Here is a 14328-nt window from a genome sequence, read left to right as displayed (position 1 = left end):
ATCTAATTCGTGAATTCGCGGCTAATAAAATTTAACCTTCAAAAAATACTAACTAATAATAATCTTATGTTCGTGGCGGTATTGCGATGCGCTTTTACCTGTGTATTGTTTAAACGATTTGCTAAAGTGACTGAAATTATTAAAACCACTTTCGTAGCAGACTTCATTGATGCTAATTGGTTTTTCGGCCAAAAGTTTAGAAGCATGCACTAATCTGTATTCATTAACAAATTCTGTAAAAGTTTTGTTTGAAATCTTTTTAAAATATCTACAGAAAGAAGGTGTAGTCATACTCACCAAATTCGAAACTTCATCAATAGCGATTGACTGTTGGAAATTATCTTTCACATAATTAAAAACCACATTCATTCGGTCATTATCCTGAGTCTGCAGTTCCATTGTAAAACCATCTGCATTCAGCATTGTATATTCTTCAGACGAATCTAATTCATCCAAAATACTTAAAAGTGTCAGCAGGCGTTCAAACGGAAGCTGATCTTCCATCATTTCAATTTTTTTTCCAATTCGTTTTTTAGTTTCACCTCCAAAAGCAATTCCGCCTTTAGACTGAGCCAAAACATTTTGGATTTTTTTCATTTCCGGAACTCCAAAAAAGCCATTCCCTAAAAATTCAGGTTTAATATGAATAACGGTTTCATTTATATTACCTGTTTGTTCGTTCGTAAAACCGCAATGCGGTAAATTAGAGCCAATCAAGATCAAACTACCATTAGTATAATAGGAAACATGGCTTCCTATTTGTCTTTTTCCTGCCCCGCCATTTATATAAACCAACTCAATCTCTGGATGATAATGCCATAAATGAGCTTTGCTATTGGTCTTTTCGGCGTGTTTAGTGTAGGTAAAAGAACTTCCGTATGAGTTAGTTATCACTTCAAGAGCTGGGGCATTTGTCTTCATGATAATTTCTTTAAAAAATAATAGCAAATTTAACAAAATTGTCTAATAAAATTTAAAAATTAACCTACAACGGTTTCGTAAATGAGAATTTTTCATTAAAATCATCAAAATAAAAATTAACAAATTAGTACCAAAACGCCATTTTTTAAACAACCCATATTTTTATTTGAGATTTTTTTAGGATATCGTATTTATTCTACCTGTTTTATAGAGAAATGGCATTTCTGTAAGAATTTTGGAAGTTTTGAAAAACATTAAGAAATGAAAAATGTTTGAAAAATAATAGCCGAATTAACAAAAACACCTAAAATAATTCAAATTTTAACCTATAACGGTTTCGTAAATGAGAATATAGCACATAAATTGGAAAATAGAGTTGATATAAAATAGACACAACCGGAGTAATTTTACATCAGAGATTTAGAGATAAAAAAACTAAAACAAATACATATGAAAAAGATTGTAAAATTAAGTTTAGTATGTGCTGCTCTTTTTGCAGGTGTAAGCACTTATGCAATTGATGGTAATGAGGACTTTAATCTTCATGTATTGAAAAACGGAAAATTGATCACTTTTGGTCTTAACCAGACTCAAAAAGCAAAATTGACTATATATGATAAAGAAGGTACTTTAATATATACAGAAAATGCTACTGGTAAAGATGGAATTTTGAGAACTTTCAGCTTACAGGATTTTCCTGACGGAACTTACTTCTTAGAAGTTGAAAACAATGCAAAAAAAGTTAGATATGAAATTACTGTAAACAACGAAATCGCAAGTTTATCTTCAAAAGCAATTTCTTCAGTTAACAAAGTTTCTGATAAAAATACAAGCGTAGCAGTACGCTAAAAAAGTTATACTTCTCATAAGTATAAAACTAAGGTTAGATAGTTAGTAAAGTTAAAAACGCAAGTTTTAAAAACAGCTCTTTGTGGTTATTGGGCTGTTTTTTTTTTTGCTCTAAACTTTCGATATTAGATTTTAGATTGCAGATTTTAGAGTTTAGATTTTTTGTTTCAAGTTTAAAAAAACTTAGCATCTTAGTACCTCAGCATCTTTTAAAAAAACCTTTGTCTCTTTGTCTCTTTGAATCTATGTCACTTTTAAAAAAACGTTGAAAAATAACACATGAATTAACTAAAACGATAGAGATAATTCAAATTTTAACCTATAACGGTTTCGTAAATGAGAATATAGCATCGAAATAGGAAAATAGAGTTGATATAATATATGTATATCCTAAGTAATTTTACATCAGAGAATTAGAGATAATAAAAACAAAAAAATAATAGTTATGAAAAAGAATTTAAAATTGAGTTTAGTATGTGCAGTACTTTTATCAGGATTAAGTACTTATGCAATTGACGGAAACAACGCTTTTAATCTTCATGTATTAAGATCGAATGGAAAACTAATCACTTTTGCTTTAAACCAAACACAAAAAGCCAGTATTAGTATTTACGATAAAAACAACAATTTAATTTATTCTGAAAATGCTTCTGGTAAAGACGGAATTTTAAGAACTTTCAGCTTAGAAGAATTTCCAACAGGAACTTACTTTTTAGAAATCGAAGACAACTTCAAAAAAGCAAGACACGAAATCACTGTAACAAGTGAATCTACAGTTTTGTCTACAAAATCAGTTAATTAAGCAGATTTCTGCAAAACAATATAAGTGTAGCAATACACTGAAAAATTTATACTCGCATACAGTATAAAAATGAGGTTAGATAGTTAGTAAAGTTTAAAAACGCAAGTTTTAGAAACAGCTCTTTGTGGTTATTGAGCTGTTTTTTTTTGCTCTTTACTTTTTGATAAAACCAGCTTTACAAATATTCCGTTTTTTATATTTATTCATTAATAAAATGTAAGAAAAACGTAAAAACAAAAAATCTTAATATCATTAAAAAATAATAACCGAATTAACAAAAACGTTAAATATAATTCACGTTTTAACCTATAACGGTTTCGTAAATGAGAATATAGCATCGAAATAGGAAAATAGAGTTGTTAAAAAACAGGCATTTCTGTAATACTTTTACATCAGAGAATTAAACTAATAATTTAAAACTAACAGTTATGAAAAAGATTTTAAAATTGAGTTTAGTATGCGCAGTACTTTTTACAGGAAGTACATATGCAATTGATGGAAATGAAGACTTTAACCTTCATGTAATAAAAGCAAACGGAAAGCTTATCACATTTGCAATCAACAGACTGCAAAAAGCTACCCTGGCAATTTATGACCAAGACGGCACTCTAATTTATTCTGAAACAGCTTCAGGTAAAGATGGAATATTAAGAACTTTTAGCTTAGAAGAATTTCCTGAAGGAACTTATTTCTTAGAAGCCGAAGACAGCGTAAAAAAAGTGAGACACGAAATTACAATTACAGATGCTGCAACAGTTTTATCTGCAAAAGCAGTTTCTTGTGTCTATAAAACAAATGCTGATAAAAGTACAAGCGTAGCAGTTCGCTAAAAAAGTAATACTTTTCGCAAAGTATTCAATAGGTTAGGTAGTTAAAAAAAATTAAAACTGTGATTGTTTGAAACAGCTCTTTGTGGTTATTGAGCTGTTTTTTTTTGTTTTTCATCCAGAAAAAAAAACCACAATTCTCGTTTTAAGGGAATTATTCTTAATAAATGCATCTACCTGATTTTTACTGGGTTAAAAAAAATAAAAAAAAATAAATCCGCAAGCCCTGTATTTACGTACATAGCGTAGACAAAACACAGAAATAGTTTTAATTCAGCATTTTATGTGTCAAAAAACACGATTTTTTTGCTAATAATTAAATTTGTATTTGTAGTTTTGAACGTTCCACATTTAGTAATAAAACTTTAAAAAAAACATGACAAAATTTACCAAAGCGGGTTTAGTTGCGGCCTTTTTTTTAGCAACAGTATTTTCTTACGCCATTGATGGAAAAGGCGATTACATTTTGCACATTCAAACTGGAAACGGAAAAGTAGTTAGCTTTACTTTAGACACAGTTGAAAACTCATCTTTTTCGATCTACGACGAAAATCACAATTTACTTTATGCGGGCGAATCTGCAGCGAACAAATTGGAAGTATCAAAAACAATAAGTTTAGAAGGTTTTCCTGCCGGAACTTATGTTCTTGAAGTTACAGCAAACAACAAAGTTGCTAAACACCAAATTAAAGTTGTTGCCAAAAAGGCAAAAACTGTTAAGTTAGACGAATCTGTAAACGAAAGTCCAGGATTCCGCCGTTAAACCACCTTTTTTTGCCCCCACAAAAAAATGAAAAGCAGTTCTTTTACCAGAAGAACTGCTTTTTTTATTTATGATGGATTAAAATCTATCCCTACAATATGATTCGTTCCTTCGGAACTTTTTCAAGATTACCCGCAATCTTGTCATTTCGACGAAGGAGAAATCTGCGCAAGTAACTCCATAAAGAAAGGCGCCAATCTTTGTAGAGTTTCTTGCGCAGATTTCTCCTTCGTCGAAATGATAAACTGTATGAGATTTTATTTTACCCCTCTATCAAAAATAAAAACCGCCCGTTTCCGGGAGGTTTTCTATATTTTGTGTTCACAATCGTAATGCGCTAGCGGGGGAAATCGCTTTTGCCGGCACGAGGCACTGTACTAACGGGAGTAAACTTATTTTATTAATCTGCCATTTTATAATCTGTAAACTTATAAGTATTATCCTTTTTCCCCATTAATTCAACCGATTGAAAGTTTACACCTTCATCAGTTACTTGATAATCATAAACATCTATAACTCCGTCATAATTATGCAGTTCATAATATCTGCCATTCTCAACCCACCATTTACCGTTTTCAGTCGTTTGATCTACTTTACCACTCGGGTATATTACAACAAATAATAAAGCACTTGTTCCGTTTTCAAAACGGCACGAAACCCAATATTTACTTACTCCATCTTGTTGTTGCCCAGTTTCAGAACCTTTCCAACAACCTAAAAGCTTTGGATCGTATGTTTTTGTTTCAGATTTAACTTCAGATTTTTTATCTGATTTTACATCCAGTTTTGTTTTTGACTGACTAAAACCTAAGCTTGTAACAAGCAATAGCAAGATAATGATAGTTTTTTTCATTTGATTTTAGTTATTAAAGTTTTTTATTAAACATTAAAAAATCTTATAGAATTAAATTTTATAATTAATTCTTTATTACTTTTTTATTAATATAAATTCCATTTAGCTTAACCTGCATATTATAAATACCTTTTGATAAACGGGAAACATCTATTTTGTTGTTTTTATAATTTGAAATTTCATTTACAAGTTTTCCATTTAAATCATATATTCGAACATTTTCTATTTCATCATTATTATTTGTATTTATCTGTACAAAATCGTTGGCAGGATTTGGATAGAATGTCAAAAATGGTTCTTTATTATTTGATATTGTATTCAAATTATTAGCATATTTCCACAATATATTATTCTTACCATAGTACAAATAATCTTTGTAAACGATTCCATGCCACACGTTATCAAGTGCTGTAATATTTTCAGTAGTTTGTTGTGACTTATTATAAATCCATCCTTTTCTCTGATAAAATTGATCTACTGCCGAAGTAATAAAATAATCATTACTGTTTATTTTTATAATTGTGGCAATGTTAAAACTCTGATTAAATATAAACGGTGTGAATGCTGCCGTAGTTAGCTCTTTTATATCTGATACTGCATTATTACTTAAATTTAATGATAGCAAAGAAGTACCTCCTGTATTATTAGGGCCGCAGAAAAGTAATGAATCATCTGTTTTTACTAATCCTGAAGGGAAAAAATATTTTTGGCTATTAGCTGAATAAACCGAAGTAGTTTGCTTATTTACTAAATCATATTTCCAAATTTCAATGGAAAAATTATCTCCGCTAAAAAATAGATAATAAAGACTATTGCCTACTTTAATGACGTCACTATACTGTACAGATAGAGGACCTGAGTAAGAAGAAAGAGCTTTGGTATTGCTAATAGTACCATCTGTTTCATGCAAATAACTCCTACTAACAAAATACAACTTACTATCTTCTTCAAGATATTGAGATAATGCTGATGTTCCTCCTACACCTGAACCATTTCCAGTCTTTTCTTCTGTTAAAGGAAATGTTCCGTCAGCAGTACCATCACTTCTCCAAACTTTTGAACCGTTACTAAAATAAGGTTGAAAAGTAAAAATAAAAATATTGCCACACTTTCCTTCAAAAGTTGGGTCATTCCAAATTGGTATATTATCTTTAACTATTACTGTACCTTCTGAAGTTCCATCTGTTTTCCAGACTTGCAGTACATAATCTTCTTTTTTAATTAAAAAATAAATTGAATCTCCTGCAGCAGTAATCTTCCAAACCCTTCCATTAAGAAAGTTGGTCACTTTTACCGTTCCGTTTGCTGTTCCATCTGTTTTCCAGATTTCTCCGGCAGAAGTTTCGTCTTTGCCTATAAAATATAAAGTTCCATTTAAAATTGTAGTGTATCGTCTTAAATCTTGAACACCGCTTTCTTTACCAGAATAAACATCTTTGACAAGTGATGTAGTTTCTGTAGTTCCTTCACTTTTCCATATTTCAATACCAGTTTCTTCCTCACCTCCTAGAAATACAATATTATCGTTATATTCGATAAGATTTAGATCATTAAGATATTTAAGGGAATAAATTTGCTGTTGGGCTGCAATTTTAAAAGTTGTAAATATTAAAAAGAATACGAGTAGTTTTGTTTTCATTCAGGATATTAGTTATTAAAGTTTTCTGACAGTAAATATATGAGTATTTAAAATATCATTACTATGCAATCAACAAATAACGGATTGAACCAATTAATTCTAACAATCAGTTCAATCCGTTATTAATTTAAGATTTTATAATACTTACATATTCCTTCTATACTGCCCGCCAACCTCAAACAACGCCGAAGTAATCTGACCTAAAGAACAAACCTTTGTAGCTTCCATTAAATGATCGAATAAGTTTTCATTCTTAATAGCTGCTTGCTGTAACATATTTAAATGCTCGTTTACTTTTGCTTCGTGGAATTTATGCAAATTATCCAACATTGTAATCTGGTACTGTTTTTCTTCTTCGGTTGCACGAATAACCTCAGCCGGAATTACCGTTGGCGAACCTTTTGAACTCAAGAACGTATTTACACCCACAATTGGGAAATCTCCGTTGTGTTTTAAAGTTTCGTAATACAAACTTTCTTCCTGAATTTTAGATCTTTGGTACATCGTTTCCATTGCGCCAAGAACTCCGCCACGTTCTGTGATTCTGTCGAATTCTTGAAGAACGGCAGCTTCTACTAAATCGGTTAATTCTTCGATTATGAACGAACCTTGAATTGGGTTTTCGTTTTTCGCCAAACCTAATTCTTTATTAATAATCAGCTGAATTGCCATTGCACGACGCACAGATTCTTCTGTTGGCGTAGTAATCGCTTCGTCGTACGCATTTGTATGAAGCGAATTACAGTTGTCATAAATCGCGTATAAAGCCTGTAAAGTCGTTCTGATATCGTTGAAATCAATTTCCTGAGCGTGCAACGAACGTCCGGAAGTCTGAATATGATATTTCAGCATTTGTGCTCTTTCGTTGGCTCCGTATTTGTTTTTCATGGCTTTTGCCCAAATCTTACGAGCCACACGTCCAATTACTGAATATTCAGGATCAACTCCATTTGAGAAGAAGAATGATAAGTTTGGTCCAAAATCGTTGATGTTCATTCCGCGGCTCAAATAATATTCCACGTAAGTGAAACCATTTGAAAGCGTAAACGCTAATTGCGTAATTGGGTTTGCTCCCGCCTCGGCAATATGATATCCTGAAATCGAAACCGAATAGAAATTACGAACGTTTTTAGTAATAAAATATTCCTGAACGTCACCCATTAATCGTAAAGCAAATTCAGTTGAGAAAATACACGTATTCTGCGCCTGATCTTCTTTTAAAATATCGGCCTGAACCGTTCCACGTACTTGCGATAATGTTTTGGTTTTAATCTCATTATAAACATCCAAAGGTAAAACCTGATCTCCTGTAACACCCAAAAGCATTAATCCTAAACCGTTATTTCCATCCGGAAGATCGCCTTGGTATTTAGGTCTTTCGATTCCTTTGTCTTTATATAATTTGTTGATTTTAGCTTCAACTTCTTTTTCTAAATCATTTGCTTTGATGTAAATCTCACATTGCTGATCGATTGCCGCATTCATAAAGAAACCTAACAACATTGGCGCAGGCCCGTTAATCGTCATACTTACTGAAGTTAAAGCATGAACCAAATCGAAACCTGAATATAGTTTTTTGGCATCATCTAAACAGCAGATTGAAACTCCCGCATTTCCAATTTTTCCATAAATATCCGGACGTAAATCTGGATCGTTTCCGTATAAAGTTACACTGTCAAAAGCTGTCGAAAGACGTTTTGCAGGCATTCCAGCGCTTACATAATGGAAACGTTTGTTGGTTCTTTCTGGTCCGCCCTCGCCCGCAAACATTCTTGAAGGATCTTCGCCTTCACGTTTAAACGGATACAATCCTGAAGCAAAAGGAAATTCTCCTGGAACATTTTCCTGTAAATTCCAACGCAAAATATCACCCCAACCTTCATATTTAGGTAAAGCAATTTTCGGAATCTGTAAATGTGATAAACTTTCAGAATGTGTTGCAATCTTAATTTCTTTATCACGTACTTTAAAGGAGTAAACCGGATTTTTGTATTTGGCTACTTTTTCATCCCAATTCAGGATAATTTCCCAATTGTACGGATCTAAATCCATTTTTACTTTATCGAATTGATTTAGTAAAAGATTTAAAAAGATTCTGTTTTCGTCGTGTTCTGCAATTCCGCTTGGCAAAACAGTCGAATCGTCAATTCCTGCTTTTGTGATTTGAGGAACTTTTCCAGAAACCGATTCTATGGTTTTGAAAATTCCATATAATTTCTGAGCAACTTTTTGCTGCGAAATGGCTGTTTCATCATAGCTTCTGTTATTCTCTGCAATTTCAGATAAATAACGTGTTCTTCCCGGCGGAATCACGAAGATTTTCTCGCTCATTTCTTTTGTGATTTCAAAAGTCGATTTCAAATCTGAAGCCGTTTTTTCAACCACTTTATCCATAATCGCTTTGTAAAGCGTATTCATTCCCGGATCATTAAACTGCGAAGCAATTGTTCCGAAAACTGGCATTTCGTCTGGGCTTTTATCCCAAAGATTATGGTTTCTTTGATATTGTTTTTTTACATCGCGCAAAGCATCAAGCGCGCCACGTTTATCAAATTTGTTTAAAGCCACTAAATCGGCAAAATCAAGCATGTCGATTTTTTCCAATTGTGTTGCCGCTCCAAACTCTGGTGTCATTACATATAAAGAAACATCAGAATGATCCATAATTTCGGTATCAGACTGACCGATTCCTGAAGTCTCTAAAATAATCAAATCGTATTTCGCGGCTTTCAAAACCTGAATCGCTTCGGCTACATATTTAGACAATGCTAAGTTCGACTGACGTGTCGCCAGCGAACGCATATATACGCGAGGATTATTAATCGCATTCATACGGATTCTGTCTCCTAAAAGTGCTCCTCCAGTTTTTCTCTTAGAAGGATCGACAGAAATTAATCCGATTGTTTTTTCCGGGAAATCAATTAAAAATCGGCGAACCAATTCGTCCACCAAAGAAGATTTTCCGGCACCACCCGTTCCTGTGATCCCTAAAACTGGAATTTTAGAACTCATATTGCTTTCGTGAATTTTATCAAAAACTGGTTTTGCAATTTCAGGAAAATTTTCAGCTGAAGAAATTAAACGCGCAATTGCCGTTGGAACTTTATTTTCGATATGATCAATTTCTCCGTTTAATTTATCTCCAATCGGAAAATCGGAACGTTGTACCAAATCATTAATCATTCCTTGTAAACCAAGAGAACGTCCATCGTCTGGAGAATAAATTCTTGTAATTCCATATTCATGCAATTCTTCAATTTCGCTTGGCAGGATTACACCGCCTCCTCCTCCGAAAATTTTAATGTGTCCCGCTCCTTTTTCGTGAAGCAGATCATACATATATTTAAAGTATTCGTTGTGACCTCCTTGGTATGATGTCATTGCAATTGCATTGGCATCTTCCTGAATGGCGGTATTTACTACTTCTTCAACACTTCGGTCATGTCCAAGGTGAATTACCTCTACTCCCGTAGACTGAATAATACGACGCATGATATTGATTGCTGCATCATGTCCGTCAAAAAGCGAAGCAGCGGTTACAATTCTTACTTTATTTTTAGGAATATATGGTATTTGTTGTTCCATTTTATGAATATGATAATTTTAAGGGAGCAATTTACAAAATATTTTAATATTTGATTATGATTAAGGTCTTATGTTTTTCTTAATATAACGTTTTCGTTAATTAAAAGGGTAACAATTTAGCTAAATAGTTGATTTATAGCAAGAAACCTACTATGTGGCAATTTTGAAAAATCTATATTAAATATAGAAACACTTTTAAACCACTCCTATAGTAATTTAGCAATGTAGAAAAGGCCCCAAATTTTTACCAGAACTTGAAGTCTAAGTAGTAACGTAAAAATTTAAATGAAAATGAAAACAACATATCCACTAAGCATAATTTTAGCTCTTAGTTTTACTCTATTATCTTATGGAAAATATAATAATAGTAACACAAGAGAAAACATAAGTTTAAATAAATCTTATCTAAATAATAATTCAGATACAAAAGTTGACAGTGAGGTTTTAACTGATTTCTTTAAAAGGTATTCTGATTTAAAAAAATATCAAAACGAGGTTACAGCATTGTACAAAACCAGATCTTACGGACCAATTTGGTACGAAGATGACAAAATCAATGAATTCGGAAAAACCTTGTATGAAAAATTAAACGATACATATGAAGAAGGTTTAGTATTTGAACTTCCTTATAAATATGAAATTGATCAGATTTTTAAAAAGAAATCACAAGATAAACCTTCAAAAGCAGATTCTGATATGCTGTTAAGCTCAGCTTATATTATATACATGAATCGTGTTTATGTAGGTTTAGATGCCGAAACTGCTAAAAAAACAGGATGGCTTCTTCCTAAAAAAGAAATATCTTATGATACTTTGTTAGATTCTCTAATAACCGAACCTACTTTATTAGAGAAAAATGACGAACTTCTTTTTAATCAATACTATAAATTACAAGACGCTCTTAAAAAATACAGAGAAATAGAAAAAGCTAACGTTTGGAAACCTATCGTTGCCGAAAAACCCTATAAAGATCTTCGACCAGACGCCACTTCACCTACTATTGGCCAGGTTAGAACACGATTATTTATTTTGGGAGATTTAGCACGCGACTCAAAAAGCGATTTCTATGATCAGGAATTAATGGAAGGGGTGATGAAATACAAAGTAAGAAACGGTTTTAAACCCAATTACATTCTTTCTGAAGATCATATCAAGGAAATGAACATTCCATTAAAAGATAAAATCAATACTTTGATGGTTAATATGGAAAGATGCCGTTGGATTTCTCCAAAAATTCTAAAAGACAAAGAATATATTATTGTAAATATTCCTTCTTTTGAATTGGTTTATGTAAAAAACGGAAAACCAGAACTTACTTCTAAAGTATTTGTGGGATCATCTTTAACGAAAACAACCATTTTTAACGGAAATATCGATAAAATTGTTTTCAGCCCTTACTGGACTGTGCCGCAAAGTATTGTTGATAATGAATTGAAATTGAAAATGGCTGCCGATCCTAATTATCTGGCAGATCATAATATGGAAATGGTAAATGGTCAGGTAAGACAAAAACCAGGTCCAAATAACTCTCTTGGATTAGTGAAATTTATTTTCCCAAATCCTGAAGACATATACATGCACGATACTCCTGCAAAATCATTATTTGATTTTGAAAGAAGAACTTTCAGCCACGGTTGTATTAACGTAAACAAAGCGAAAGAGTTAGCCATTGCAATGTTAAAAGATTATCCGGAATGGACAACTGATAAAATAAATAAAGCTATGGCGGGAAAAGCAGAAAGTACATTTAAACTGCCAAACAAAGTGCCTATTTACATTACTTATTTTACATCATGGGTTCATGATTCCGGAGAAGTAAGTTTTTATCAGGATGTATATGAAAAAGATACAGAATTAAATAACTTTTTATTTCCTGTAGATGGCGTAGCTTCTAACTAAATATTATATCATAAATTGAGTAAAATCGGGAGTTCAGTAAAATGAATTTCCGATTTTATGTTTTTATTCAAAATAACATAACTTATTAATTTTAAAACTTTTAAGTCCTAAATAATATATTCTTCTGTCGGAAATTTGCATCGTAATACTACCACTAATATTAATGCAAAAAACAATTTATCATGAAAACAGAAAATATAGAAGGATTATCACTTTTTGAAATCAATTTATTAATTCAGCAGGGCGGAAGATTTGTAATGTTTCCAAACCTGATGACAAAAATTAAAAGTTATACGATTTATTTTATTCGTCCAGAAGAAAAACCATTTAAGTATGCCTTAAAACATTTCTTAAAAAATATAGTACAAGGGTGGCGTTCACTTCCGTTGAGACCATTTTACGTTTCAAAATCTTTGTTTTATTTAGCCATTGGCGGTAAAGATTACACTCACAATATTTTAGCCGATTTAAAACAGATTAATCCGGTTTACAATCCCAATTTGTACTGTTTGCAATACGTTTAATCACCTTTTTTGTACCCAAAATTTAGTTATATAATTTGTAAAAAGGTAAAACAGCAACTAATAAGAATAATCAAGAATCCTACCTACAACTTGAAAACAATACGCTTTTAGCTGGCTGTTCATCTTAATACAAAATTCAAAATCACCTTGTAAAATCTGCAAGGTGATTTTTTGTCTTAAAATACTATTTTAAAAGCATTTTGAGGCCTATATGAAGATGGATAAAATAGAGATTTGCAACTTCTTATCACCCATTTACAAATGAAAAAATACGTTTTAATTCTTATTATACCAGCTTTACTTATTTCATGTGATAAATTTACAACAAAAAATAGGATTTCATCTAATGGAATTAGTAACCCTAAACCACCAAAATCAGTAGGACCTTCGCGTATATTATTTATTGGAAACAGCCAAATTGAATATTTTGTAAGTGCCCCAACTCTTCTTCAGGAATTGTGTAATGCTAACAATAAACACATAGATGTGCAGCAATTGGTAACAATGGGAGTTTCGCTTGATGAAGTTTATAACACTAATAAAACAGAAGCGAACCAGATTTTTTCTAATATAGATAAGGATGGTAATTATTATGATTTTGTTGTCCTTCAGGAAGCGACACCAATTGCGTTAACTGATCTTGAAAAATACAGATTAAATTTAAAATTAATTGTAGAAAAAATACACAAAAACAGTCCTGATGTCGCCATATATGTCTATCAAAATATGTCTCCATTACCCTATACAAATCCAGAATATGATCACTACTATAAAGAATTACAAAAAAATGCCGTTTTAGCTGTCGCTTTTATTAAAAATGCAGGTTTATTGAGGGTTGGAGATGCTGTTAAAGATGCATATGATGGTAAAAGTGGTTATGAATATCTAATTAATAATAAAGATAATCTTCGTTATGGTAAAAATATACTTCACTTTACAAACGATGGCGGATTTTTACAGGCAGTTTTACTATATTCTACAATATTTGATAAAACACCTATAATTCCTAAAAAACTCATTTTAAGTACTGGAACCGGAGATAAAGACAATATGAGAAAACAAGAAGTGAATAAAGTAATCAGTAATCCAAAGGCTCTGGAAGAAATAGCTTTTAATAATAGATAATCCTTAAAAATATAAAATCATCTTATAGTTTATAAGATGATTTTTTGTTTTCGTTCATCTGAAAATTAATATCTTTCAGAAAATTAACCTAATCAAAAACTAATCTTCTATTTTATGAACGATGACGATTTTCAACCTAAAAAAAATTGGTGGGACAGGAACTGGAAATGGTTTGTTCCAACAGGATGTTTAAGCCTTATTGTACTTTTTGCTTTATTTATTGGCGTAATTATTTTTGGAGTTACCTCGATGATGAGAGATTCTGATGCTTTTAAAGAATCGTTGGCAGCAGCACAGCACAGCAAAATTGTTGTTGAAAAACTAGGAAACCCTGTTGAAACTGACGGAATGGTATCTGGAAGTATCAATTTACATAATGATTCCGGAGACTGCGATTTGCAAATTCCGTTAAAAGGTCCAAAAGGAAAAGGAACTTTATTTGTTGTGGCCACAAAAAGAGGCAAATGGAATTATAAGCAGATGTCTGTTTATATAGAAAAAACACAGGAAGAAATTGATTTATTAGAAAAATAATATCTGG

12 protein-coding genes are annotated in these 14328 nt (G+C 31.8%); 8 read left to right on the top strand and 4 right to left on the bottom strand.

All coding sequences use genetic code 11. The features are described from left to right. Positions 1-48: 48 nt before the first annotated feature. Positions 49-921: an AraC family transcriptional regulator gene (locus tag ABDW27_RS19265; RefSeq protein WP_343697366.1), complete on the bottom strand. Its 873-nt coding sequence runs from the start codon at positions 919-921 to the stop codon at positions 49-51. Between the two features lie 450 nt (positions 922-1371). On the opposite strand from ABDW27_RS19265, the gene ABDW27_RS19260 reads away from it, so the two are divergent. The 4 genes from ABDW27_RS19260 to ABDW27_RS19245 all read left to right on the top strand — a co-directional run bounded on the left by ABDW27_RS19260 (position 1372) and on the right by ABDW27_RS19245 (position 4162). Beyond that, positions 1372-1770: a T9SS type A sorting domain-containing protein gene (locus ABDW27_RS19260; protein ID WP_343697365.1), complete on the top strand. Its 399-nt coding sequence runs from the start codon at positions 1372-1374 to the stop codon at positions 1768-1770. A gap of 445 nt (positions 1771-2215) precedes the next feature. Then, positions 2216-2572: a DUF3244 domain-containing protein gene (locus ABDW27_RS19255; RefSeq protein ID WP_343697364.1), complete on the top strand. Its 357-nt coding sequence runs from the start codon at positions 2216-2218 to the stop codon at positions 2570-2572. Between the two features lie 428 nt (positions 2573-3000). Further along, complete coding sequence (locus tag ABDW27_RS19250; RefSeq protein ID WP_343697363.1) at positions 3001-3402, top strand: secretion protein; 402 nt, start codon at positions 3001-3003, stop codon at positions 3400-3402. 373 nt (positions 3403-3775) lie between these two features. Next, complete coding sequence (locus ABDW27_RS19245) at positions 3776-4162, top strand: secretion protein (RefSeq protein WP_343697362.1); 387 nt, start codon at positions 3776-3778, stop codon at positions 4160-4162. 400 nt (positions 4163-4562) lie between these two features. Here ABDW27_RS19245 and ABDW27_RS19240 read toward each other — a convergent pair whose 3' ends face one another. The 3 genes from ABDW27_RS19240 to ABDW27_RS19230 form a co-directional block, all read right to left on the bottom strand. Continuing rightward, on the bottom strand, positions 4563-5015 hold the full coding sequence (locus ABDW27_RS19240; protein WP_343697361.1) for a hypothetical protein: 453 nt from the start codon (positions 5013-5015) through the stop codon (positions 4563-4565). A 64-nt stretch (positions 5016-5079) separates the two neighbouring features. Continuing rightward, entirely contained in the window at positions 5080-6654 is a 1575-nt protein-coding gene (locus tag ABDW27_RS19235; RefSeq protein WP_343697360.1) for a T9SS type A sorting domain-containing protein, read from the bottom strand. 144 nt (positions 6655-6798) lie between these two features. Beyond that, positions 6799-10239, bottom strand: coding sequence for a methylmalonyl-CoA mutase family protein (locus tag ABDW27_RS19230; RefSeq protein ID WP_343697359.1), 3441 nt, complete (start codon positions 10237-10239; stop codon positions 6799-6801). 291 nt (positions 10240-10530) lie between these two features. Between ABDW27_RS19230 and ABDW27_RS19225 the strand changes: the two genes are divergently transcribed. The 4 genes from ABDW27_RS19225 to ABDW27_RS19210 all read left to right on the top strand — a co-directional run bounded on the left by ABDW27_RS19225 (position 10531) and on the right by ABDW27_RS19210 (position 14321). Then, positions 10531-12138 (top strand): L,D-transpeptidase family protein, encoded by a 1608-nt coding sequence (locus tag ABDW27_RS19225; protein ID WP_343697358.1) that lies wholly within the window; start codon positions 10531-10533, stop codon positions 12136-12138. Between the two features lie 182 nt (positions 12139-12320). Further along, positions 12321-12662 carry a hypothetical protein gene (locus ABDW27_RS19220; protein WP_343697357.1) on the top strand — a complete coding sequence of 114 codons (342 nt, stop codon included), beginning with the start codon at positions 12321-12323 and terminating at the stop codon, positions 12660-12662. 261 nt (positions 12663-12923) lie between these two features. Further along, positions 12924-13787 (top strand): hypothetical protein, encoded by an 864-nt coding sequence (locus tag ABDW27_RS19215; RefSeq protein ID WP_343697356.1) that lies wholly within the window; start codon positions 12924-12926, stop codon positions 13785-13787. A gap of 114 nt (positions 13788-13901) precedes the next feature. Continuing rightward, on the top strand, positions 13902-14321 hold the full coding sequence (locus ABDW27_RS19210) for a cytochrome c oxidase assembly factor Coa1 family protein (protein WP_343697355.1): 420 nt from the start codon (positions 13902-13904) through the stop codon (positions 14319-14321). Positions 14322-14328 lie beyond the last annotated feature (7 nt).

This window comes from Flavobacterium sp. (assembly GCF_039595935.1).
Taxonomy (GTDB): domain Bacteria; phylum Bacteroidota; class Bacteroidia; order Flavobacteriales; family Flavobacteriaceae; genus Flavobacterium.
The sequence above is the reverse complement of the archived record's forward strand: the minus strand, read 5'-3'. Positions and strand labels throughout refer to the sequence as shown.

What these genes read in the sequence shown, in the direction of transcription:
- ABDW27_RS19260 (WP_343697365.1), top strand. Translation starts at nt 1,372, where the DNA reads ATGAAAAAGATTGTAAAATTAAGTTTAGTATGTGCTGCTCTTTTTGCA.
- ABDW27_RS19220 (WP_343697357.1), top strand. Translation starts at nt 12,321, where the DNA reads ATGAAAACAGAAAATATAGAAGGATTATCACTTTTTGAAATCAATTTA.
- ABDW27_RS19235 (WP_343697360.1), bottom strand. Translation starts at nt 6,654, where the DNA reads ATGAAAACAAAACTACTCGTATTCTTTTTAATATTTACAACTTTTAAA.
- ABDW27_RS19240 (WP_343697361.1), bottom strand. Translation starts at nt 5,015, where the DNA reads ATGAAAAAAACTATCATTATCTTGCTATTGCTTGTTACAAGCTTAGGT.
- ABDW27_RS19210 (WP_343697355.1), top strand. Translation starts at nt 13,902, where the DNA reads ATGAACGATGACGATTTTCAACCTAAAAAAAATTGGTGGGACAGGAAC.
- ABDW27_RS19215 (WP_343697356.1), top strand. Translation starts at nt 12,924, where the DNA reads ATGAAAAAATACGTTTTAATTCTTATTATACCAGCTTTACTTATTTCA.
- ABDW27_RS19265 (WP_343697366.1), bottom strand. Translation starts at nt 921, where the DNA reads ATGAAGACAAATGCCCCAGCTCTTGAAGTGATAACTAACTCATACGGA.
- ABDW27_RS19255 (WP_343697364.1), top strand. Translation starts at nt 2,216, where the DNA reads ATGAAAAAGAATTTAAAATTGAGTTTAGTATGTGCAGTACTTTTATCA.
- ABDW27_RS19245 (WP_343697362.1), top strand. Translation starts at nt 3,776, where the DNA reads ATGACAAAATTTACCAAAGCGGGTTTAGTTGCGGCCTTTTTTTTAGCA.
- ABDW27_RS19230 (WP_343697359.1), bottom strand. Translation starts at nt 10,239, where the DNA reads ATGGAACAACAAATACCATATATTCCTAAAAATAAAGTAAGAATTGTA.
- ABDW27_RS19225 (WP_343697358.1), top strand. Translation starts at nt 10,531, where the DNA reads ATGAAAACAACATATCCACTAAGCATAATTTTAGCTCTTAGTTTTACT.
- ABDW27_RS19250 (WP_343697363.1), top strand. Translation starts at nt 3,001, where the DNA reads ATGAAAAAGATTTTAAAATTGAGTTTAGTATGCGCAGTACTTTTTACA.